Source organism: Leisingera sp. G5_S3_59_S7 (assembly GCF_054968485.1).
Map to the genome: position 1 here is coordinate 1 of NZ_JBQKUH010000015.1, position 20,760 is coordinate 20,760.

Here is a 20,760-nt window from a genome sequence, read left to right on the forward strand (position 1 = left end):
GCTGGCTGGAGATCACCCGCATGCATGAGGCGATCCTGGCCAATATGCAGCTGGCCTCCAATGTGCTGATTTCCGATGACCTGGAAAGCGCGCGGCTGTTAAGCCTGGAGAAGACCGAGCTGAAGCGGATGGAGCGCGACAGCCGCAAGCGCCACCTGCGGCGGCTGCAGCACGGCGCCCGCGACAGTTTCGACACCTCGGACATCCACCTGGAGACGCTGCGCGCCTTGCGCGAATTCAACAGCCACATCGCCGCGGTGGCCTATCCGGTGCTCTACCGCAACGGCCAGCTGCTGGAGACCCGCCTGATCGAGGAGATGCGGCAGGAAGGAACCGATTAATGCACGTCCCGGCCTTCTATTAAAAGACTTATCACCATCATGACCCCCTTTATCATTGCCATCATTCTGTCAGCGGCGCTGTTGCATGCGGTGTGGAACGCCATTGTCAAAACTGCGGCCGACCGCACCACCACACTGGGGCTGGTTGCCTTTGGTCACGTCATCCCTGCTTCCGTGATGATCGCGGTGCTGCCGCTGCCTTCGGCGGAGAGCTTTGTCTACATCCTGCTCTCCACGGCCGTGCACTTTGGCTATTATTACATGCTGGGGCGAGCCTATCAGCATGGCGACCTGAGCGTCGTCTATCCGATTGCCCGGGGCATCGTGCCGGCGCTGGTGGGCATCTGGGCGATGATCTTCGCCGGGGAGGTGCTGCCGCTGCAGGCCTGGATCGGGATTGGAGTGATCGCGCTCGGCATCCAGCTTAGCAGCTGGAAAGCGCTGCGCTCCGGCGTGGGGCATGCAGCGCTGGGTTTTGCTGCCGGGACGGGTTTTTGCATTTCTGTTTATTCGCTGGTCGACGGCATGGGGGTGCGCCTGTCCGGCAACACGCTGAGCTATTGGGCCTGGGGGGCGTTCCTGCACATCTTCATCGCGGGCTTCATTGCCGTGCGCAAGCGCAAGACCCTGGCGGGGCTGCCAAAAAGCACCTGGGCTTTGGGCATCGCCGGCGGGCTGGTGTCGATGACAGCCTACGGTCTGGTGCTGTACGCGAAAAACTTTGCCCCGCTGGGGGCGGTGTCTGCGCTGCGGGAAACTTCGGTGATATTTGCGGCGCTGATCGGTTTTGTCTTTCTGAGGGAAGGCTACTGGATGCGGCGCCTGGGGGCGGCGGTGCTGATGGCTGCCGGCGTGTCGCTGATCGGGATGGCGGTCTAGCGCCGGCGCCCGCTTGGCCGTTCATTGCCTGACAGGGCCGCACACTGCGCCGTCACGCACTGGCACGGGGCCGCTGCTGGGCCTCTGCCGCTTCAGCCAGAACTGCGGCAAGAGTGTGCAGCAGCACAGCCTTTTTCACTGGTTTGGCCAGAAAGTGGTCCATGCCGGCGTCCAAACAAGCCTGCCGGTCGCTGGAGAAGGCATTGGCCGTCAAGGCCACGATCACCGGCTGGGGAATCGGCAGGCTGCGGATTTCCCGGGTGGCGCCAATGCCATCAAGTTCCGGCATGGACATGTCCATCAGGATGATGTCCGGCTGCAGCTCCTTGCACATCTCCACAGCCGCGCGGCCGTTCCCGGCCTCTTCCAGATCAACCGGCTGGCCGCGCAGGAATTTGCGGATCAGCAGCCTGTTGGTCTGATTGTCTTCGGCCAGCAGAACCCGGCAGGGCCCAAGCTGCGGCGGCGCATCCGCAAGCGCCGGTGCCTCTGTGCTCATCGCTTCGCCGGCCGGCGCCATTTGCAGTTCCAGCCGGAAGCAGGAGCCTTGGCCCTGCTGCGATTGCACCGAAATACCGCCCCCCATCCGCTTGGCCAGCATGCTGGAAATCGTCAGCCCCAGCCCGGTGCCGCCGAAGGCCTTGGTGGTTGCGGCGTCGGCCTGGGTGAAGCGGTCGAAGATGTGGCTGGCCTGGGCTTCGGAAATACCGATGCCGCTGTCCTGAACCTCAACCACGAGGCGGCAGAGATCCGCGCCGGCGTGCGAGACCCGCACTGCAATCTTGCCTTCGGGCGTGAATTTCACCGCATTGCCGATCAGGTTGACCAGGATCTGACGCAGCCGCCCGTCATCACCGTGCAGCCGTACGGGCAGGCCGGCTGCATAGCTGACCTGCATTGACAGGCCCTTTTCCAGAGCCTTCGGGCGGAACAGATCGGCGGCGCTGTCGATGCAGTCCCGAAGGTTGAAATCCTCCCGGGTGATGGCGAATTTGCCCGCCTCCAGCCGCGACAGGTCGAGGATGTCATTGATGATTTTCAGCAGCGCCTGCGCCGAGCTGCGGATCGTCTCCACATTCTGCTGGTCGTCGGCAGTCAGGTCTGCCTCCGCCAGCAGATCGGCCATCCCGATGATACCGTTCATCGGAGTGCGGATTTCGTGGCTCATGTTGGCCAGGAATTCCGATTTGGCACGGTCTGCGTGTTCGGCTGCCAGCTTGGCCTCGGCCAGTTCACGCTCGCGCTGCTTGCTGCGGGTGATGTCGCGCTCGATGCCGATGATCAGGTCGACCTCGCCGTCGGCACCGGTCACCGGCACGATGTTGGTGTCAAACCAGACCTCTTCTCCCGACTTGGTGTAGTTGAGCACCTCGTTGTGGTAACGGACCCCGCGTTCCTTGTGGCGGTTCATTTCCCGGATGACACTGAGGTCGGTGTCGGGCCCGTCCAGAAGGTCCGAGGGGGTGCTGCCGATTGCTTCTTCAGCGGAGTAGCCGGTGGCCCGCGTAAAGGCGTCGTTGACCCAAAGGATATTGCGCCTGGCATCTGTCAGGATGATGCTGTCGGAGGCATGTTTGGCTACCAGTGACAGGCGGTACAGTTCCGCCTGCTGTTTCTGCAGCTCCGCATGGGCTTCCTCCAGTGCCCGCTTCCCCTCTTTCAGCTCGGTATTCCGTTCCGACAAGGCCTGGTTGGCGTGGATCAGCTCCTCGCGCAGGCGGACGTCTTCGGACACATTCCAGTTGACGCCGATCATCCAGTCGCGGCCCTGCGCGTCGGTAAACGGGCTGGCCAGGGCCCGGATATGCTTGATCGTGCCATCATCCAGCACGATCCGGAACTCAGAGGCAAAATTCGTCTTGGCGCGCTCAGCCGCGTCCAGGGATTCGGCAACCCGGTCCCGGTCCTGCGGGTGCAGCCTGGCGTTCCAGGCGGTGCCCGACAGCGGGCCCTCTTCCCGGGGCACGCCGTACAGCTCATGCATCCGGCTGTCCCAGGTGACGCGCCTGTTTTCCGCATCGCATTCCCAGATGCCGACTCTGGAGGTCTTGACCGCAATCTCCAGCCGCCGCGAAACAGCTTCCAGTTCCGCTTCCCGGCGCCGCAGCTGGCCGATCACGGTCTGCCGTGCGGCAGACAGCCTGCCGGCCAGGAAAGTCGGAAAAACAATCAGGGTGCCGGCCGCCAGCAGCACCAGACGCAACTGCCACAGATTGCCCGGACGGCTTTGCCAGCCGCCGGCAGGCCGGGCCGCCAGCTGCCAGGATCCAACCGGCAGGTTAATTTCCATCAGCACCGGGTCGCCGGCGGGAATATCCGCTGACCCAAGAAACTGCTGGCCGGCCGCACCGGTGCCGTCCTTGCCAGTGAGGGCAATTTCCAGCCCGCTATCTGCGCCGGCCACGCCGGTTTCTGCATAAAGTGTTCCGGTTTCGACAACGGCGGACAGAATGCCCCAGAACTTTCGCTCCTCTTCCGGCCCGGTGAAGATCGGCAGCCGGTAGATGAAGCCGGTGCCGCCCTGCACCAGGTTCACTGGTCCGGCCAGCACCATTTCACCGCTGTCGCGCACCCTGTGCGCCGCCGCCCGCTGGGCAGCATTCCTGGTGTAATCCAGCCCGAGCGCCGGTTCGTTGCCTTTCATCGGGTAAATCAAAGAGACGACCAGTTGCGGGGCAGCAGCAATATGCCGGATCGCGGTCTGCCCTTTCAAAACCTGTTCCGCAATCTGGCTGAACCGGGATTGCGGCATGTCCGGTTCTGTGGCCAGCATCGCAGCAAGCCCGCGCAGCCTCTGGTAATCGCCGTTCAGCTGGCCTTCCAGCCGGGACTTGATCAGCCCGGCCTGCTGCTGGATCCGGGCGCGTTCGGATTGGTGGTGGATGGTGTCGTTCTGCCTTTCGGCATAATACCCGGCGGCGCAGACAACTGCCAAAGCAAGCAAAGCGGGCAGGTAGGTCCGGTTGCTGAGCCTGCGCAGCCAGCCTGCGGAAGTCTTATTCAGGGCCATCTAGCCACCTTTTGAATTTACGCCAAACTCCTCTGACAGCCGCCGGGCTTTGCGGGTCAGGAGTCCGGTTCTGCTCCAAGATCTCCTTAAAGTCTGAAAAACTGGTTTTCACAACACCACCTCTTTCAGCGGCGGGCAGGTCATGCCGCGAGGCTGCCGCCGGCCAGGCCGCCGAAACCTGGCACCGCGTCCGGACCCGAGCCGGTACAGGTGTCTTGGCGCGAAATCAGAAATCCTGCCATTTCGCCAGAGCCGCGGAGCCATGCGCGGCCGGGGCTGCCGCCGGGGCCTCCGGCAGATCACTCCAGCCCGTGCCATGAGCCGATGGCAGTTCCGGTTCGGAAGGCTGGCGCGGCGGCGGCATCTCCAGCCCGACATTGAACCGCGCCACCAGCCCGGCCAGCTTGGACGCGTCGCCGTTGAGCAGCTGGCCGGCCGCGGTCATCTGCTCGACCATGGCCGCATTCTGCTGGGTCACCTGATCCAGCTGCATCACGCCGGTGTTGATCTCGCCAATGCCTGTCGACTGCTCAGCAGCACCTTCGGCAATGCCCGACACCAGCCCCGAAATGTGGGTGACCTGCGAGACGATGCTGTTCAGTGCCTCGCCGGCCTTGCCGACCAGGTCCACGCCCTTGGCCACCTGTTCACCGGAGTTGGAAATCAGCGCCTTGATCTCCATCGCCGCATCCGAGGACCGTTGCGCCAGCGCCCGCACTTCGGAGGCAACAACCGCGAAGCCGCGTCCGGCGTCACCGGCACGCGCGGCCTCGACCCCGGCATTCAGCGCCAGCAGGTTGGTCTGGAAGGCGATATCGTCGATCACAGTGATAATCTGCGAGATGTGGGCCGAGGATTGCTCAATCTCGGTCATTGCAGAGACCGCGTTCTGAACCACCTGGCCGCTGGATTCGGCCTCATCCCGGGCTTCGTTCATCGAGGTTTCCACCCGGCGCGCACCATCGGCGGCCGCTTTGACGCTGGCGGTCATCTGGTCCAGCGCCGCCGCGGTCTGTTCAAGTGTGGCTGCCTGGCTTTCGGTGCGCTGCGACAGGTCGTCTGATGCCTGGCTGATCTCCGAGGTGCCGTTGCGGATGCTGGTGGTGGCTTCGACAACTTCGCGCACCGTAGCGTTCAGCGTGTTGACCGTCTGATTGAAGTCGAGGCGCAGGCTTTTGTAGGCCTCGGGGAAAGGCTCATCAATCGTGCTGGAGAAGTCCCCGCTTGCCAGATGCTTCAGACCGTTGCGCAGCTCGCTGACGACATGGTCCTGCTGGCGCTGCAGCTCGGACCGTTCCTCTTCGGCGATCTGGGCATTCTGAAGATCGGTTTTGAACCCTTCTAATATCCCGGCGATATTGCCGAATTCGTCCCCGTTGCCCTTGCCCGCGACCGGATGCTCGTAATCCTTGGCCGCGATATGTTCGACGCTCTCGGACAGGGCGGAAACCTTGAGGGCGATGCCGCGGGCCGCCACCCAGGACAGCAGCGCCACCGCAAGCGCAACGCCAACGGCCTGCAGCATGGCGGCATTGACCAGGCTTTTCTGTGCGGCCAGGGCCTCGGCGCTGTCGACCTCCAGCACAATTCCCCAGGTCCGGTCGTCCAGGCCGACACGTCCGGCCATCGCCTCAACCGGCTGGCCGGACAGGCCCGGCGTGCCGGAGAACGTGCTTTCCTCGCCATCGATTGCAGCATTGATCTGCTGCAGCTGGGGCAGCTGCGACAGGATCTGGTGGCCGCCCGCGCGGCTGGAAGCGGTCAGGGCAACGCCATCGCCGCGCACCAGATAAGCCTGGCCGGTCTCCCCCAGCAGCTCGGAATGTGACAGAATCCCGGCGATTTCGCCTACGGGCACGCGCAGGACCAGGGCCCCCATAATCGCGCCCCTTTTGAAGACCGGCGAGGAAATGAACATGGCCGAGGCGCCGCCGCCCGGCTCATAAGCGGCCATCTTCGAAAGGAACACATCGCCCTGTTCCAGCTCCAGCGCAGTCCGGAAGGCCTGGCCCAGCCCGCTGTCCTTGTACGCGCCGTCTAAGTAATTCAGCGCGAAATCGGCGTTTTTATGGACTGAATAGACCATGTTTCCCTGCACATCCAAAAGGTAGGCGTCAAGGAAACCCTGCTCCTCCAGAAAGGTGACAAAGCCGGTGTGGTTCATCTTGTGGCGGATAGACCAGGCGGATTTGTCCTTGGCGTCCAGCAGTTTGTAACGTTCGCCAGCGGGGTTGGGGTTGCCGTCGGCGTAGGTGGCGCGCAGGTATCCGCCGGGATCCTCGCCCAGCGAATAGAAGCCGTTGGAAAAGTCGCGCAGCGCTGTTTCGACGGCTTTGCTGGCGACCAGCGTCCGGGTCTGGGAGCGCAGATCTGCCACCCAGGATTCGAGTGCTTCCTTCCGTTCCTCCAGCAGCGTTGCATACGCGGCTTCACGGTTGGCTTTCAGCGCTTGCCCGGCTTCCCAGGCAAAGAAAAAGCCCGAGGCAAGGGTCAGCAGGATTGTCGGCGCGGCGATGGACAGCGGCAGCTTGCGGCCCAGCCGCATATTGCCCCAGAATTTGGACAGTCGGGTCATTAGAGAGCAGTTCCCATCAACATTTCGGTCTGCCCGGCAGCCTGAGTGGGGCGGCGGGCGGTGCCAGCTGGGTGGCGCTTGATAGAGAAACACTCAGAGGGATTCGTTTCCGCTGCGTTAATTTCAGCGGCGGAGCCCCCGATTTGCGGCACCCCGCAGGGGGCCGGGGCGCAAAATAGCCGTTTCAATTCTGTTTGCGGCCTTCGCAAATGCGGCGAATCGCTGAGGCTCGGCCAAATCCCGCCGTCAGGCGTTCCGGCCGCTGCGAATCTGCGGTGCCGGTTGCGGCGGCGGCGCTGCCAGGCCGGTCACGGCTGGAAACCGCCCGGAAGGCAGCCGGTGCCGCAAGAAGCGCATAAACCCCCGACTTTCAGGATGCCAAGACTGCCCGCAGCGGCGTGTCATCCCAGAAGTTGCCGCAACGTCGCGAACTGGGGCGGTAAGCTTGTGAAAGTATTGATGTTTTGGAAGATGGTGCTGCTGGAGAGAATTGAACTCTCGACCTCTCCCTTACCAAGGGAGTGCTCTACCTCTGAGCTACAGCAGCGCCGGTGAGGGGGCTTTTAGGCATAAACGCGGAGGGGTGCAAGAGCATTCTGGACGGTTTTTTCGCACTAAGTTACAGAAGTTCTATGGCAGAGAAGAAAACACCGAAAAACGACGGATCTGCGGCCTCTCGCGAAGACCGGCTGAAGGCCGCGCTCAAGGCCAACATGGCCCGGCGCAAGGCGCAGGCCAAGGCGCGGGCTGAAAAGCAGGACCAGGATACAGGTAAGAGCGGAGAGTAAGAGCGGATGGATTCGATTTTGGTAACGGGCAATGGCCCGCTGAACGGGCAGATCCCGATCGCCGGCGCCAAGAACGCCTGCTTAACCCTTATGCCGGCGACCCTGCTCAGCGAAGAGCCGCTGACGCTGACCAATGCGCCCCGGCTCAGCGACATCAAGACGATGACGCTGCTGCTGCAATCTTTGGGCGCCGAGGTGTCCAGCCTGCAGGACGGACAGGTGCTGGCAATGTCGAGCCACGATCTGACAAGCCATGTCGCCGATTATGAGATCGTGCGGAAAATGCGCGCTTCCAACCTGGTGCTGGGCCCGATGCTGGCCCGGCTGGGCCAGGCGGTGGTGTCGCTGCCGGGCGGCTGCGCCATCGGCGCGCGGCCGATGGATCTGCACATCCACGGGTTGGAGGCTCTGGGCGCCGAGATTGAGCTGAAAGACGGCTACTTGCACGCCAAGGCGCCGGGCGGCCTCAAGGGCGCGGTGGTAGAGCTGAGCTTTGCCTCCGTTGGCGCTACCGAAAACATCATGATGGCCGCAACCCTTGCCAAGGGCACCACAGTCATCAAGAACGCTGCGCGCGAGCCGGAAATCACCGACCTGGCGGACTGCCTGCGGAAAATGGGCGCGCAGATCGAGGGCGACGGCTCCCCCGACATCACCATCCAGGGGGTCGACCGGCTGCACGGCGCGACTCACCAGGTGGTCACCGACCGGATTGAGCTTGGCACCTATATGCTGGCCCCGGCGATCTGCGGCGGCGAGGTGGAGCTTCTGGGCGGCCGTATCTCTCTGCTCGGGGCGTTCTGCGAAAAACTGGATGCTGCGGGTATTCAAGTGACGGAGACGGAAAAGGGCCTTAAGGTCAGCCGCAAGAACGGCCGGGTAAAGGCGGTTGACGTTGTGACCGAACCCTTCCCCGGCTTCCCGACCGACCTGCAGGCGCAGATGATGGCGTTGATGTGCACCGCCGAAGGCACATCGGTGCTGGAAGAGAAGATTTTTGAGAACCGCTTTATGCATGCGCCGGAACTGGTGCGCATGGGCGCGCAGATCGAGGTGCATGGCGGCCATGCCACGGTGACCGGCGTCGAAAAGCTGAAAGGTGCGCCCGTCATGGCCACCGACCTGCGCGCTTCGGTCTCGCTGATTCTTGCTGGTCTGGCGGCAGAAGGTGAAACCAGGGTGAGCCGTGTCTACCACCTGGACCGCGGCTATGAGCATGTGGTGCGCAAGCTGTCCGGTGTCGGTGCCAAAATCGAGCGGATCAAGGAGCAGTGATGGCGGATGCAAGTTTCGAGGACGGCCGCGAAGTCCCGCTGAATCTGGGCGCATTGGAGGAGGAGGATCTCAAAGTCATCTCCTCGCTGGTTCAGGATGCTGTTTTCCCGGCGACCGAAATGAGCTGGCGCGCATCAGAGCGCCGCTTTGCCCTGCTGCTGAACCGCTTCCGCTGGGAGGACCGGGATGCCGCCGAACGCCGCGGCCGCGCCTATGAGCGGGTGCAGTCGCTGCTGGTGGTGGACAATGTTCTGCGGGTCGCCTCTCAAGGAGTGGACCGCAAGGACAAGGACTTGGTGCTGTCCCTGCTTGCCGTCAGTTTTGAGCCCGGTGAAGACGGCACCGGCCACGTGCTGCTCACCCTGGCGGGCGACGGGGCCATCCGCCTGTCGGTCGAAGCGCTGGAGGTGTCCTTGCGCGATGTGACCCGGCCTTACCGGGCGCCGTCGGGGAAGGCGCCGGACCACAAAGCCTGACCTATGCAGAACAAACGCGGCATCTCTCAGGCGTTCGCCCGCCCGCTGAGCGGCCTGGAGATCCGTCCCGCGTCTGTTTTCGACGTCTTCGCCATGAGTCAGGTCCTTACCGCTTCGGTCCGAGGTTTGTGCCAGGCCGGCCATGGCTGCGATCCGCAGCGGATTGACGCGTGGACCGCCGCCGTGGCCCCCGGGCAAATCCGCGCCTGGTTAGGCGGGGCCGGGCGGTGCTGGCTGGCCGAACGCAACGGCCAAGCCGCGGCAGTGGGTGGGCTGGATCCGGATGGCACGGTGACATTGCTCTATGTTGCCCCCAGCGCCGCAAGGCAGGGCACAGGCTCGGCACTGCTGGCGCATCTTGAGGCGGAGCTGCACAGCGCTGGCCATAGCGAAGGGCGTTTGAGCGCAACCCGTGCCGCGCTGGGCTTTTGCCGGAAGCATGGCTGGCGGCAGGCAGAGGCTCCTGCTGCTTCCTGCTGCTTGCCTTGCATTCCGATGCGCAAGCCGCTGGGCTGATGCAGGCGGCTCTGACTGGTTAAAGCAAACGCCGGGGCAATTGGAAACCGGCCCAAGCGCAGCATGCCCGCTGTTGCGTCCAATTGCTCCGCCTGCTGCCATACATCTTGAGACTGCCCGGGCATGCAGCTATGCGAAGGCCAAAGGAGATCCCGATGCCGCAGTTTCTGAACACCCGTGACACCGATTTCGAAGAATCCTTCACGGCGCTGCTGGGCGCCAAGCGCGAGGACAGCCCGGATGTGGATTCCATCGTTGCCGGGATCATCGCGGACGTGCGCGGCCGCGGCGATGCCGCGCTGGTGGAGCTGACGGCGAAATTCGACCGGCTGGAGCTGGCGCCCGCGCAGCTGCGCATTACCGATGCAGAGGCGGATGCGGCGATTGCGGATGTGCCTGCAGAAGAACGCGCTGCACTGGAACTGGCAGCAGAACGGATCCGCGCCTATCATGCCCGCCAGATGCCGGAGGATGCGCAGTGGACGGACGAGACCGGCGCAACGCTGGGCTGGCGCTGGTCGGCGGTGTCGGCTGCGGGGCTTTATGTGCCGGGCGGGCTGGCGTCCTATCCGTCATCCGTGCTTATGAATGCCATTCCGGCCAAGGTCGCAGGGGTGGAGCGGCTGGCGGTCACCGTGCCCACGCCGGACGGCCAGATCAACCCGCTTGTGCTGCTGGCGGCCCGGATTGCCGGGGTGGATGAAATCTACCGGGTCGGCGGCGCGCAGGCCGTGGCGGCGCTGGCTTATGGCACTGAGACCATTGCGCCGGTGGACAAGATCACCGGCCCCGGCAATGCCTTTGTCGCGGCGGCCAAGCGGCGGGTGTTCGGCAAGGTCGGCATCGACATGATCGCCGGCCCGTCTGAAATCCTGGTGATTGCCGACAAGGACAACAATCCGGACTGGATTGCGCTGGACCTGATGAGCCAGGCCGAGCACGACGAAAGCGCCCAGTCGATCCTGATCACCGATGACGAGGGCTTTGGCCGCGCGGCGGCCGCGGCGGTGGATAAACGGCTGGAAACGCTGGAACGCCGTTCGATTGCCGGTGTCTCCTGGCGCGATTTCGGCGCGGTGATCACCGTGCAGGATCTGGACGAGGCCGCGGCGCTGTCGAACCGCATCGCGCCGGAGCACCTGGAACTTTGCGTCGCTGACCCTGCGGCGCTAAGCGAGAAGACAGTGCATGCGGGTGCAATTTTTCTGGGCCAGTACACGCCCGAAGCCATTGGCGACTATGTTGGCGGCCCGAACCACGTGCTGCCGACCGCGCGCTCGGCGCGGTTCTCTTCCGGCCTTTCGGTGATGGATTTCCTCAAGCGCACAACTTTCAGCCAGATGACCCCGGACTCGCTGCGCGCCATCGGCCCGGCGGCAGAGGTGCTGGCGAAAAGCGAAAGCCTGGAGGCGCACGGGCTGTCCGTCACTGCACGGCTGGATGCGCTGAACGAGTAAGCGGCGCAGGGGCTCTGCCCCTCTGCGCGTGCCGCGCATGCACCCCGGGATGTTTTCAGCCAGATGAAAAGGGATCCGCGCCCCGGAGCCCGCCGGGGCGCTTCACCTGGCGCGGTCATCGGCGTCCCCGCCTGTACCGCAGGATCAGGGTTGCGGAACCGGGTTAACGATCCGTAACTTCATCTGGCCAGAAATATCCCCGCCGGAGGCCTCAAGTCATTTTTCCCGGAAAAATGACGCAGACCTCAGTAATGCGTGGTATAGCCGCCGTCCACCGCCAGCACCTGGCCGGTTATGTAGGACGCGGCTGGGGAGGCGAGAAAGAGGACGGCCGGTGCAAGCTCCTCAGGCTCCCCCCAGCGGCCGAGGGAGGTGGCGGCCTTGAGCTTTTCCGCAATTGCCGGATCCGCTGCTGCGGCCATGTTGGGGGCGGTCTTGAAAAACCCCGGGGCAATTGCGTTCACGGTGATGCCTTTGGGGCCAAGCTCTGCCGCCAGCGCCTTGGTCATGCCGTTGATGCCGGCCTTGGCAGTGGTATAGGCGGCGTCGCCCGCCTGCGCGATAAGGCCCGCAATCGAGGAGATATTGATGATGCGGCCATAGCCCTTGGCGGCCATTTGCACCGCCGCCAGCTGGCTCAGGCGGAAGGGGGAGACCAGGTCGACCTCCCACAGCGCCAGCAGATCAGCGCGGGAGAATTCCGGCAGGCTGCGGCGGTCGCGCTGGCCGACGTTGTTGACCAGGATGTCCAGACCGCCTGCTGCCGCGATTTCCTCCATTGCCGCAACGCAAGCGTCTTCGTCTGCCACATCCAGAACCAGGGGGCGGGCGGTTCCGGGCATCCGGGCCACGGCCGCTGCCACCCGGGCCTGGCTGCGCCCGTTGATCCAAACCTCGGCCCCGGACTCAGCCAGCAGCCGGGCGGCGGCCAAGCCCAGCCCGCCGGTGGATCCGGTCACCAGCGCGCGCTGGCCTGTGAGGGAAAACTGTTCGAGCGCTGTCATCATCCTGTCTCCTGCCCGGGACAGGCTGGGCAGGCGGGCTCTGCCTGTCAAGCGCTGCCGCATACCGGCCGTGGGGTGACGCCTGCTGCTGCATTGCCCCAGGCGCGCCGGTGCGATACTCATGGCCGGACGCCTCAGCGCATTTAGAGACAAAGACCCATGAGCCGCATCAGCCACATTGAACTGGACGACCGCAACCTGCCGCCTCCGACCCCTGAGATCGAGCAGGAGCGCAAGGTGGCGATCTATGACCTGATCGAACAGAACAGCTTTACCCTGCCGTCCCGCGAGGACCGCGGGCTGCCCGACGGTCCCTACCACCTGGGCCTGGCGATCCGCGACAAGCGGCTGGTCTTTGATATCAACACCGAATCCGGTGAGAAGGCCGCGGAATTCCACCTGTCGCTGTCTCCGTTCCGGCAGGTGGTGAAGGACTATTACCAGATCTGCGAAAGCTACTTCACCGCGGTAAAGACAATGCCGCCGAGCCAGATCGAGACCATCGACATGGCCCGGCGCGGCATCCACAACGAGGGCAGCCGGGTGCTGCAGGAGCGGCTGGAAGGCAAGGCGGAGGTCGACACCGATACCGCCCGCCGCCTGTTTACCCTGATCTGTGTCCTGCATTTCGGAGGCTGACGGGTGGAGGAGCTGCCGCAGTCCGTTCTGTTCTGTTGCGACCACAATTCGGTCCGCTCTCCGATGGCGGAGGGCATCATGAAAAAATTCTATGGCACCGGCACCTATGTGCAATCCGCCGGCGTCAAGAACGATATGGAAATCGACGGTTTCTCCATCGCCGTCTGCCAGGAAATCGACGTCGAGCTGTCCCGCCACCGCTCGCGCTCCTTCGACGAGATGGAACGCTGGGGCGACGACCTGTCGTCCTTCGACCTGGTGGTGGCGCTGTCGCCCGCCAGCCAGCGCCGGGCGCTCGAGCTCACCCGGTTTTTCCACCTCGATGTCGAATATTGGCCGATTATGGACCCTACCGGGCTCGGCGAGACGCGCGAAGCCAAGCTAGACGTCTACCGGCAAACACGGGACCAAATCATCCAGCACCTGAAAAACCGCTGGGGCGAACCGACGGAGAGAACATGACCGACACCATTGCGCGCTATTTTGCAGCCTTCAATGCAGGCGACACTGATGCCATGCTGGACTGCCTGGACGAGCAGATTGCTCATCACGTGAATGAAGGGCAGATCCGCGTGGGCAAGGAGAAATTCGCAGAATTTTGCGCCCATATGAGCCACTGCTACAAGGAAGAGCTGACCGATTTGGTGATCTTCGCCAGCGAGGACGTGACCCGTGCGGCGGCGGAGTTCATTGTCAACGGCACCTACCTGGCAACCGACGAGGGCCTGCCGGAAGCCAAGGGCCAGACCTACCGCCTGCCGGGCGGATCGTTCTTTGAGCTGAAGGACGGCAAGATTTCCCGCGTCACCACCTATTACAACCTGGCGGACTGGATCGCCCAGGTGTCTGCCGGATGACGATCCGGGTCGAAGCGATGACCGGTGCGGCGCTGGAGGCCGCGCTGGACGATGTGGCCCGCCTCCGGATCAAAGTGTTCCGCGCCTGGCCATATCTGTACGACGGTGACCTGGCCTATGAGCGCGAGTACCTGCAAAGCTACCGCGACAGTGAACACGCCGTGGTGGTCGGGGCCTTTGACGGCGAGACCCTGGTCGGTGCCTCGACCGGCGCGCCGCTGGCAGATCATGCAGATGATTTCGCGGCGGCCTTTGCGGGCACCGGCATTGATCTGAATGACGTCTTCTATTGCGCCGAATCGGTGCTGCTGCCGGAATACCGCGGCCATGGCGTTGGCCACGGGTTCTTTGACGCGCGCGAGGCGCACGCCCGCAAATACGGTTTCAGCAAATGCGCTTTTTGCGGCGTGCAGCGTCCGGCGGACCATCCGCTGCGGCCTGCGGATTACGCGCCGCTCGATCCGTTCTGGCGTAAGCGCGGCTACCAGCCGCTGGCGGGCGCCATCGCGCATTTCTCCTGGAAGGATGTGGATCAGGCGGAAGAAACCAAGAAGCCGCTGCAGTTCTGGATCCGGGATTTGTAGCCCTGCCGGAGCGGCTCGGCCAAAGAGCGTTTTGCCAGGCCGCCGCAGAAGGGGTGTACAGAGGGTGCACAGGGGGTGTACGGAAGTCACCCCCTCTTCCGGAGGCCGCCAAAAGATAACCGGAATACCTAGGGTCTGCATTTGCACAAGGGGAAGACAGGATGAAAATCGCCACTGCCGCTTATCCGCTCGACTGGCTCGATAGCTGGGCGCAGTACGAAGACAAGCTCGCTGCCTGGGTCGCGGAGGCTGCCGGCAACGGGGCAGAGCTGCTGGTGTTCCCGGAATACGGTGCGATGGAGCTGTCCACCCTGGACGGGGCGGCGGTGGCCGGCGATCTGGCGCAGTCGATTCACTCGGTTTCGGAAAAGATGGAGGATGCGGCGGCGCTGCACCTGAGGCTGGCCGCCGAACATGGCGTTCACATCCTCGGGGCCTCCGCCCCGGTGCACAGCGGGCTGGACCAGCCGGTGAACCGGGCAGAATTCTATACGCCCGGCGGCAGCCGCGATCATCAGGACAAGCAGATCATGACCCGGTTCGAGCGCGCGCCCTGGGGCATCGCCGGGGGCGGGCCGCTCAAGATTTTCGAGACCAGCTTAGGCAGAATCGGTGTGCTGATCTGCTATGACAGCGAATTCCCGCTGCTGGGCCGTGCCCTGGCGGAGGCGGATGTGATTCTCGTCCCCTCCTGCACCGAGGCGCTGGCCGGATACTGGCGGGTGCGCATTGGCGCCATGTCGCGGGCACTGGAGAACCAGTGCGTGACCGCCATGGCCTCGATCGTCGGCGCAAACGCATGGTCCGAAGCGGTGGACACGAACACCGGCATGGGCGGCATTTTCGGCCCGCCGGACAAGGGCTTCCCCGCAACCGGAGTGCTGGCTGAAGGGGTGCTGAACCAGCCGGGCTGGACCTATGCCGAAGCCGATCTGGAGGCCATCGCACATGTCCGGGCTGATGGCGGGGTGCTGAACCGGCTGCATTGGGAAGAGCAAACACCGCGGGTAAATTTGGTCACAAAGGCCGCACTTTGCTGATTGAGCCCTTGAAATATTGGGAAAATGACCCCATTTAAGCGCACGTCCCGCAGTTTGCGGGTTAACCCAATGATGGAGACAACATGGCCAAGGAAGATACGCTCGAATTTCCCGGTGTCGTGAAGGAACTCCTGCCTAATGCGACGTTTCGGGTCGAGCTGGAAAACGGCCATGAAATCATCGCACATACGGCAGGCAAGATGCGCAAGAACCGCATCCGTGTTCTGGCTGGCGACCGGGTCCAGGTGGAAATGACACCTTATGACCTGACGAAGGGCCGGATCAACTACCGCTTTAAGTAAGCCGTTGATCTGCCAAGACAAACAAAGCCCGGCACCGCGCCGGGCTTTTGTTTTTTGACGCGGTCTGAAGGCCGTTGCCTCCCTTCCCGGCGGCGAAGCTGATTGCCAGGCGGCGGGACGGGGGTATTTCCGGCAGGATGATAGGGCGGCCCGCTCTTTAACGCTGCCGGTATTCACCGTATGACAGGCGTAAACCGGTAAGAGGGGCCAGGCATGGCATTTATTCTGGGATCTGGCAGCCCGCGGCGGCTGCAGCTGCTGGCGCAGCTTGGGGTGCATCCGGATACGGTGCGCCCGCCGGAAATCGACGAAACGCCGTTCAAGGGCGAGCTGCCGCGGGCTTACTGCGCGCGGGTGACGCGGGAAAAAACGCAGGCTGTTCCCGCGGGGGCAGACGATATCGTTCTTTGCGCCGACACCACCGTCGCACTGGGCCGCCGGATCCTCGGCAAGCCGCGGGACGCAGGCGAGGCAGCAGAGTTCCTGCTGGCCCTGTCCGGGCGCCGCCACCGTGTGATTACCGCGGTTGCCGTGCGCCGCGGCGACCGCATCTGGGAAAAGGACGTGGTGAGCCAGGTGAAAATGAAAAACCTGTCGGACGAGGAGCTGAATGCCTACCTCGCCACAGGCGATTGGGAAGGCAAGGCCGGCGCCTATGCCATCCAAGGGCCCGCCGGGGCTTTCATTCCATGGATCAGCGGCTCCTTTACCGGCATTGTCGGGCTGCCGCTGTCCGAAACTGCCAATCTTCTGCGCGCCGCCGGGCTGCCGCTGTATCAGGAGGCCGCCGCATGAAGGGCCGTACGATTATTCTCGACCACATCCAGGACCGTGAAGCCGCTGCGCTGATGGTGGATGGCAAGCTGGAAGACTTCCTGATCGAAAGCGATGCGCCCGCGCCCGGCACGATCTACCGCGCCCGCGCCGACCGGCCGGTGAAAGGGCAGGGCGGCATGTTCCTGACCACGCCTGACGGACCGGCCTTCCTGCGCCAGGTCAAAGGATTGGCGCCGGGGCAAATGATCCTGGTGCAGGTCTCCGGCTATGCGGAACCGGGCAAGGCGATCCCGGTCACTCAGAAGCTGCTGTTCAAAAGCCGCTATGCGATTGTGACGCCGGAGGCGCCGGGGCTGAACATTTCCCGCAGCATCCGCGACGAGGACGAGCGGGACCGGCTGCTGGAAATTGCGCATGAGGAAATGGGTGAGACGGGATACGGGCTGATCCTGCGTTCCGCCTGCGCCGGAGCGGACCGCGAAGAGATCGCCGAGGATGTTGCTGCCATGGCGGCTTTGGCATCTCAGGTGATGCAGGATGAGGGGGCTGAGGCGGAGGTCCTGTCTGAAGGCGACGGCCCGCACCTGCTGGCCTGGCGGGACTGGGTGGATCCCGCGGATGTGGAGCGCGATCCGGGCGGATTTGAGCGCCTCGGCGTTCTGGATGCGCTGGACATTGCCCAGGGCATCCGCGAACCGCTGCCGGGCGGCGCTTTCCTGTTCATCGAACCGACCCGCGCCCTGGTCGCAGTGGATGTGAACACTGGCTCCGACACTTCGCTGGCCGCAGGTATCAAAGCCAATATGGCTGCGGCCAAAGCCTTGCCGCGGGCCCTGCGCGTCAGAGGCCTGGGCGGGCAGATCGTGCTGGATTTGGCGCCGATGCCAAAGAAGGACAGGCGGGGCTTCGAGAGCGCGCTGCGGGCCGCATTGCGGGCTGATCCCGAGGAAACGGTTCTGGTCGGCTGGACCAATCTTGGGCATTACGAATTGCAGCGCAAACGCGGCCGTCCCCTGCTGCAGGAGGTGCTGAAATGAGCTGTCCGGTCTGCGGCGGGGAATCGTTACGGGCTTACCGGCCCTTTTGCTCCAAGCGCTGTGCCGATATCGACCTTGGGAAATGGCTGAATGGCTCCTATTCGGTGCCCAGCCAAGCCCCGGAAGACATTGAAAACGCTTTGGAAGAAACGGAGCGCGCGCATTCGTCGGAAGAAAATAAGCCCAAGACCTGCCATTAGCGATTTTCTTTGAAAAATCCTCTGGACACCGCCGCGCCCAAAGCATAGAAGGCCCCCACCCAAGGCGAACAGCCTTCCCGTGCCCGGGTAGCTCAGGGGTAGAGCAGTGGATTGAAAATCCTCGTGTCGGTGGTTCGATTCCGCCCCCGGGCACCACTAAATCACTGAAATTATTGATTTATTTGGTTCGTTGAAGCCTTCGGATTTCGTCCGTAAAAGTTATACACAGTTATACACTCTTCCGACGGGTCCGATTTGGCCAAAGAATCCAAAAATCGAATACTCAAGATCAAACACCTTCGAAAAGGTCTGGCTATTCTCCTGACGCCTCGGAGCCCTTACTGGCTGATACGTCTCTGGGATCCGATTGCCGGTAAGTATGTTTCCAAGTCTTCCAAGGAGACCTCTCGTCTCGAAGCAGCGGAAGTGGCCCATGAGTATGCCGACAGCTTCCGAAGCAAGGCCAACAGCGATCATGCCAAGACCAAGGCTACCAGCTTCGAACACTACGCCAAGAAACTGATGGCGATGCAGAAGGGTCAGTCCAAGTGGTCAGAGGGGGACAACAAACTCTTGAACCGCTCCAAGGATGGCCTGATCGTCTATTTCGGGAAGCATGACGTCACCAAGATCACCACGGGGATGGTTCGGGATTACCTGACACATCTGGATGGAAACCGGAAAAAGCCTCTGGCACATTCGACCAAGTCGAAACATGTGATCATCATCCGCAAAGTATTGGCGTTGGCTGTCGAGGATGGGATTCTAAATGTCCTGCCTGTGATGCCGAAGATCAAAACTGTGGACACGCCACGGCACACATTCTCAGACAGCGAGTACCGGCAATTCATGAAGGCCGCGAATGCCTGTGCCAAGCGAGGGGATAAGGTGCGGGGCGTTCAGATCACGGGCCACCATGTCAGAATGTTCCGCTTTGTCGTTCACAGCTTTCTTCGTCCCACCGAAGGGGAGTTGTTCGGCCTGAAGCACAAAGACGTTCAGGAAATGACTGACCCGGCACATTTGGAAATCTCTGTCCGGGGCGGCAAGACCGGCAAGCGTACCAGTGTGACGTTGAAACTGGGTGTCGTGATCTACAAAGGGGACCGGAGCCCACTTAACCCGGTGGAACCAGATCGTGATGCCTATGTGTGGATGCCGGAGTATCCAAACCGAAGAACAGCAATCAATACAGCCCGCCGTTTGTTCAACCACATTTTGGAAAAAGCTGATTTGGTCGATGAGGACAGAAAGCTGTCACCCTATTCTCTTCGCCACTATGCCATCCAAGCCCGCCTCAGAAGCTCCAAGGGACGGGTAAACCTTTACACGCTGGCCAAGAATGCTGGGACGTCCGTGGATCAGCTAGAGCGGTTCTATTTACAGAAGATGGCTCCGACGAAGGAGCTGATCGAGAACTTGCAGACCAATGGGGATGTCTGAAGGGCTTTGTTCCGTCGCTTGGTTGTTGTGGTCCGCTGGCGCTCTTTGAACTTGCAATCAGCATGCTTTCACCTCTGAATGGTTGGAATTGTGCAAAAGGTTGTACTTTATGAGCGAAGGTTAAAGACTTGGTGCAGAAGCTAACTCATCAATTAGCTGGAGAGCTTGGTGAAACTCTGGCGTTGGCCAAGCTCATTTCTTTGGGGGTTCCTGCTTATGTGAGCCCGCCGGGGGCACCCGGGCATGATGTTGTCGTGGTGACTCCAGAAGGACCTAAATCGATTGAAGTTAAAACAAGGCAGTTTATTGGCAGCGTAGGAGAAATCAGTCGCTGGCCGGTTGATATGAGGACGAAAGCGGAAGCAGACTTTTTTCTGTTTGTTGAGCTGTGTGTGACCACGTTGCAGCCGACGTTTTATTTGTTGAACAATGAGCAGGCAAAAGCTGTGCACAGAGTTCATGGTGGCAGTGGAAATTGTTCGCCAAGCGAAGTCCGGTCTACCAGTAGTCCTGATGACTTCAGCGCTATTACTGGTGAAGTTCAACAACCTCAGGCTAAGAGGCATGTGGTTGAGGCAAAGAAAGAGCAGAGACCGAGAAAAAGTGGACAACGAACAGTGGTTTCACGGGAGGCTAAGCTCAAGAATACCCGCGTTGTTCAATATTCTTGCCAAAGCATCGATGTGTTTGTGGATGGAGTTTTGCAGAAGAACACCATCGACAGCTTGCGTATTCTTGCCAAGCAAATTGGGGTTTCGGAATTCAATAGCTCGGGCGGTCCACGAAATACACGTCAGCTTGGCAAGGTCGTAATCGATGTGATTAACCAGAAAGCTTAATTTCTCTCTGCAGATACGTTGCCCTCTCCCCTTACCTCAAGGGACGCCGTTGTGGTCATAAGAGGAGACCCCAATGGCACTTGAAAAACAGTTTAAACTTGAAGCCGCTGAAAAGCCGAAAGCGATCCAGCCGTTTGCCCAGCGTCGTCAGAAGTTCATTGCAGCTGTCGAAAAGCAGTTGGCCGGTGTGCCGGGTGATGGGTCCAGTACGATCACCAGCACATGGGTTTGGAAATCCGATGATGGGGGTTGGTTCATCTCGCCCCGTTATGGACGGACACCGCTGGAACTGGCCCCCGGTCTGAATGCGATCAAATGTGCGGGTGTGGCCGACGTTGCTAAGAACCTCCAAAAATTGAAGACGCTGGCGGATGAGGGCAAGCTGGATGATGTGTTGATGGAAGCCGCCACCACGATCCGCAGCCGGTTCACAAAATGAATGGCTGATGGCGGGCTGGAAGCCTGTTTGGCCAAAGGCCGAACTCAATACTCAGCCCGCCCAGCCCAACCAACCAATATCAACCCAAAAGCACCTGCGAAGCACTTCACGAAGTGAAGCTATAAACAAACTTCAGGACCATGGCTTGATCATTTCATGATCAAGAACTTCGTTTGAATCTGATTGGGATTATTTGGATTTTGGACATACTTTTCCTATCCGCTCAGGAGAAGCATGTGAGACCCGAAGATCTGACAAACCATCCACACACGATTGCCCTCA

General features: G+C 61.9%; 21 protein-coding genes, 2 tRNA genes and 1 pseudogene. 20 read left to right on the top strand and 4 right to left on the bottom strand.

Going from position 1 to position 20,760, the window contains the following annotated elements; translation table 11 throughout:
• Together ACTRWG_RS09025 and ACTRWG_RS09030 are read left to right on the top strand one after the other, a co-directional pair.
• Positions 1-341 (top strand): annotated as a pseudogene (locus tag ACTRWG_RS09025) (Na/Pi cotransporter family protein); the annotation flags it as partial.
• Between the two features lie 39 nt (positions 342-380).
• On the top strand, positions 381-1,220 hold the full coding sequence (locus ACTRWG_RS09030) for an EamA family transporter (protein ID WP_462829226.1): 840 nt from the start codon (positions 381-383) through the stop codon (positions 1,218-1,220).
• Between the two features lie 52 nt (positions 1,221-1,272).
• Here the strand turns inward: ACTRWG_RS09030 and ACTRWG_RS09035 are convergent, their stop codons facing one another.
• From ACTRWG_RS09035 to ACTRWG_RS09045, 3 genes are all read right to left on the bottom strand, one after another.
• Positions 1,273-4,230, bottom strand: a complete 2,958-nt coding sequence (locus tag ACTRWG_RS09035; RefSeq protein ID WP_462829227.1) for a PAS domain S-box protein — start codon at positions 4,228-4,230, stop codon at positions 1,273-1,275.
• A 226-nt stretch (positions 4,231-4,456) separates the two neighbouring features.
• Positions 4,457-6,805 (bottom strand): methyl-accepting chemotaxis protein, encoded by a 2,349-nt coding sequence (locus ACTRWG_RS09040; protein WP_027236215.1) that lies wholly within the window; start codon positions 6,803-6,805, stop codon positions 4,457-4,459.
• Between the two features lie 472 nt (positions 6,806-7,277).
• A tRNA-Thr gene (locus ACTRWG_RS09045) sits at positions 7,278-7,352 on the bottom strand.
• Between the two features lie 85 nt (positions 7,353-7,437).
• On the opposite strand from ACTRWG_RS09045, the gene ACTRWG_RS09050 reads away from it, so the two are divergent.
• The 5 genes from ACTRWG_RS09050 (at position 7,438) to hisD (ending at position 11,317) form a co-directional block, all read left to right on the top strand.
• The gene (locus ACTRWG_RS09050) at positions 7,438-7,593 is read left to right on the top strand and encodes a hypothetical protein (protein ID WP_167332323.1); all 156 of its coding nucleotides are present in this window, start codon (positions 7,438-7,440) and stop codon (positions 7,591-7,593) included.
• A 6-nt stretch (positions 7,594-7,599) separates the two neighbouring features.
• Positions 7,600-8,868 carry a UDP-N-acetylglucosamine 1-carboxyvinyltransferase gene (gene murA, locus ACTRWG_RS09055; protein WP_027236216.1) on the top strand — a complete coding sequence of 423 codons (1,269 nt, stop codon included), beginning with the start codon at positions 7,600-7,602 and terminating at the stop codon, positions 8,866-8,868.
• Positions 8,868-9,344, top strand: a complete 477-nt coding sequence (locus ACTRWG_RS09060; protein ID WP_027236217.1) for a DUF2948 family protein — start codon at positions 8,868-8,870, stop codon at positions 9,342-9,344. Before murA ends, ACTRWG_RS09060 begins: the two co-directional genes overlap by 1 nt.
• A gap of 3 nt (positions 9,345-9,347) precedes the next feature.
• A complete protein-coding gene (locus ACTRWG_RS09065) occupies positions 9,348-9,860 on the top strand; it encodes a GNAT family N-acetyltransferase (protein ID WP_027236218.1) in 513 nt (170 codons plus the stop codon).
• Positions 9,861-10,015: 155 nt separating this feature from the next.
• Complete coding sequence (hisD, locus tag ACTRWG_RS09070; RefSeq protein WP_027236219.1) at positions 10,016-11,317, top strand: histidinol dehydrogenase; 1,302 nt, start codon at positions 10,016-10,018, stop codon at positions 11,315-11,317.
• 245 nt (positions 11,318-11,562) lie between these two features.
• On the opposite strand, the gene ACTRWG_RS09075 is transcribed toward hisD, so the two are convergent.
• A complete protein-coding gene (locus tag ACTRWG_RS09075) occupies positions 11,563-12,321 on the bottom strand; it encodes an SDR family oxidoreductase (RefSeq protein WP_036797725.1) in 759 nt (252 codons plus the stop codon).
• Between the two features lie 159 nt (positions 12,322-12,480).
• On the opposite strand from ACTRWG_RS09075, the gene ACTRWG_RS09080 reads away from it, so the two are divergent.
• The 13 genes from ACTRWG_RS09080 (at position 12,481) to ACTRWG_RS09140 (ending at position 20,478) form a co-directional block, all read left to right on the top strand.
• Entirely contained in the window at positions 12,481-12,960 is a 480-nt protein-coding gene (locus ACTRWG_RS09080) for a UPF0262 family protein (RefSeq protein ID WP_027236221.1), read from the top strand.
• 3 nt (positions 12,961-12,963) lie between these two features.
• Positions 12,964-13,422, top strand: a complete 459-nt coding sequence (locus ACTRWG_RS09085; protein ID WP_027236222.1) for an arsenate-mycothiol transferase ArsC — start codon at positions 12,964-12,966, stop codon at positions 13,420-13,422.
• Positions 13,419-13,817 (top strand): ketosteroid isomerase-related protein, encoded by a 399-nt coding sequence (locus ACTRWG_RS09090; RefSeq protein WP_027236223.1) that lies wholly within the window; start codon positions 13,419-13,421, stop codon positions 13,815-13,817. Before ACTRWG_RS09085 ends, ACTRWG_RS09090 begins: the two co-directional genes overlap by 4 nt.
• Positions 13,814-14,401 carry a GNAT family N-acetyltransferase gene (locus ACTRWG_RS09095; protein WP_027236224.1) on the top strand — a complete coding sequence of 196 codons (588 nt, stop codon included), beginning with the start codon at positions 13,814-13,816 and terminating at the stop codon, positions 14,399-14,401. Before ACTRWG_RS09090 ends, ACTRWG_RS09095 begins: the two co-directional genes overlap by 4 nt.
• 161 nt (positions 14,402-14,562) lie before the next feature.
• Positions 14,563-15,441: a carbon-nitrogen hydrolase family protein gene (locus tag ACTRWG_RS09100; protein WP_027236225.1), complete on the top strand. Its 879-nt coding sequence runs from the start codon at positions 14,563-14,565 to the stop codon at positions 15,439-15,441.
• Positions 15,442-15,524: 83 nt separating this feature from the next.
• Positions 15,525-15,743: a translation initiation factor IF-1 gene (gene infA, locus ACTRWG_RS09105; RefSeq protein ID WP_005620785.1), complete on the top strand. Its 219-nt coding sequence runs from the start codon at positions 15,525-15,527 to the stop codon at positions 15,741-15,743.
• Positions 15,744-15,956: 213 nt separating this feature from the next.
• The gene (locus ACTRWG_RS09110) at positions 15,957-16,538 is read left to right on the top strand and encodes a Maf family protein (protein ID WP_027236226.1); all 582 of its coding nucleotides are present in this window, start codon (positions 15,957-15,959) and stop codon (positions 16,536-16,538) included.
• On the top strand, positions 16,535-17,557 hold the full coding sequence (locus ACTRWG_RS09115) for a ribonuclease E/G (RefSeq protein WP_027236227.1): 1,023 nt from the start codon (positions 16,535-16,537) through the stop codon (positions 17,555-17,557). Before ACTRWG_RS09110 ends, ACTRWG_RS09115 begins: the two co-directional genes overlap by 4 nt.
• Entirely contained in the window at positions 17,554-17,757 is a 204-nt protein-coding gene (locus ACTRWG_RS09120; protein ID WP_027236228.1) for a DNA gyrase inhibitor YacG, read from the top strand. The genes ACTRWG_RS09115 and ACTRWG_RS09120 overlap by 4 nt, the downstream gene beginning before the upstream one ends.
• 81 nt (positions 17,758-17,838) lie before the next feature.
• A tRNA-Phe gene (locus tag ACTRWG_RS09125) sits at positions 17,839-17,913 on the top strand.
• A gap of 99 nt (positions 17,914-18,012) precedes the next feature.
• On the top strand, positions 18,013-19,200 hold the full coding sequence (locus ACTRWG_RS09130) for a tyrosine-type recombinase/integrase (protein WP_462829228.1): 1,188 nt from the start codon (positions 18,013-18,015) through the stop codon (positions 19,198-19,200).
• Between the two features lie 128 nt (positions 19,201-19,328).
• Positions 19,329-20,039: a hypothetical protein gene (locus ACTRWG_RS09135; protein WP_462829229.1), complete on the top strand. Its 711-nt coding sequence runs from the start codon at positions 19,329-19,331 to the stop codon at positions 20,037-20,039.
• Between the two features lie 73 nt (positions 20,040-20,112).
• A complete protein-coding gene (locus tag ACTRWG_RS09140; RefSeq protein ID WP_462829230.1) occupies positions 20,113-20,478 on the top strand; it encodes a hypothetical protein in 366 nt (121 codons plus the stop codon).
• The last annotated feature ends 282 nt before the right edge of the window (positions 20,479-20,760 follow it).

Excerpts from the sequence above, each read along its gene's own strand:
- ACTRWG_RS09050 (WP_167332323.1), top strand. The coding sequence starts at position 7,438 with ATGGCAGAGAAGAAAACACCGAAAAACGACGGATCTGCGGCCTCTCGC.
- ACTRWG_RS09030 (WP_462829226.1), top strand. The coding sequence starts at position 381 with ATGACCCCCTTTATCATTGCCATCATTCTGTCAGCGGCGCTGTTGCAT.
- ACTRWG_RS09100 (WP_027236225.1), top strand. The coding sequence starts at position 14,563 with ATGAAAATCGCCACTGCCGCTTATCCGCTCGACTGGCTCGATAGCTGG.
- ACTRWG_RS09080 (WP_027236221.1), top strand. The coding sequence starts at position 12,481 with ATGAGCCGCATCAGCCACATTGAACTGGACGACCGCAACCTGCCGCCT.
- ACTRWG_RS09120 (WP_027236228.1), top strand. The coding sequence starts at position 17,554 with ATGAGCTGTCCGGTCTGCGGCGGGGAATCGTTACGGGCTTACCGGCCC.
- murA (WP_027236216.1), top strand. The coding sequence starts at position 7,600 with ATGGATTCGATTTTGGTAACGGGCAATGGCCCGCTGAACGGGCAGATC.
- ACTRWG_RS09115 (WP_027236227.1), top strand. The coding sequence starts at position 16,535 with ATGAAGGGCCGTACGATTATTCTCGACCACATCCAGGACCGTGAAGCC.
- ACTRWG_RS09040 (WP_027236215.1), bottom strand. The coding sequence starts at position 6,805 with ATGACCCGACTGTCCAAATTCTGGGGCAATATGCGGCTGGGCCGCAAG.
- ACTRWG_RS09095 (WP_027236224.1), top strand. The coding sequence starts at position 13,814 with ATGACGATCCGGGTCGAAGCGATGACCGGTGCGGCGCTGGAGGCCGCG.
- ACTRWG_RS09110 (WP_027236226.1), top strand. The coding sequence starts at position 15,957 with ATGGCATTTATTCTGGGATCTGGCAGCCCGCGGCGGCTGCAGCTGCTG.
- ACTRWG_RS09065 (WP_027236218.1), top strand. The coding sequence starts at position 9,348 with ATGCAGAACAAACGCGGCATCTCTCAGGCGTTCGCCCGCCCGCTGAGC.
- infA (WP_005620785.1), top strand. The coding sequence starts at position 15,525 with ATGGCCAAGGAAGATACGCTCGAATTTCCCGGTGTCGTGAAGGAACTC.
- hisD (WP_027236219.1), top strand. The coding sequence starts at position 10,016 with ATGCCGCAGTTTCTGAACACCCGTGACACCGATTTCGAAGAATCCTTC.
- ACTRWG_RS09075 (WP_036797725.1), bottom strand. The coding sequence starts at position 12,321 with ATGACAGCGCTCGAACAGTTTTCCCTCACAGGCCAGCGCGCGCTGGTG.
- ACTRWG_RS09060 (WP_027236217.1), top strand. The coding sequence starts at position 8,868 with ATGGCGGATGCAAGTTTCGAGGACGGCCGCGAAGTCCCGCTGAATCTG.
- ACTRWG_RS09140 (WP_462829230.1), top strand. The coding sequence starts at position 20,113 with ATGGCACTTGAAAAACAGTTTAAACTTGAAGCCGCTGAAAAGCCGAAA.
- ACTRWG_RS09035 (WP_462829227.1), bottom strand. The coding sequence starts at position 4,230 with ATGGCCCTGAATAAGACTTCCGCAGGCTGGCTGCGCAGGCTCAGCAAC.
- ACTRWG_RS09090 (WP_027236223.1), top strand. The coding sequence starts at position 13,419 with ATGACCGACACCATTGCGCGCTATTTTGCAGCCTTCAATGCAGGCGAC.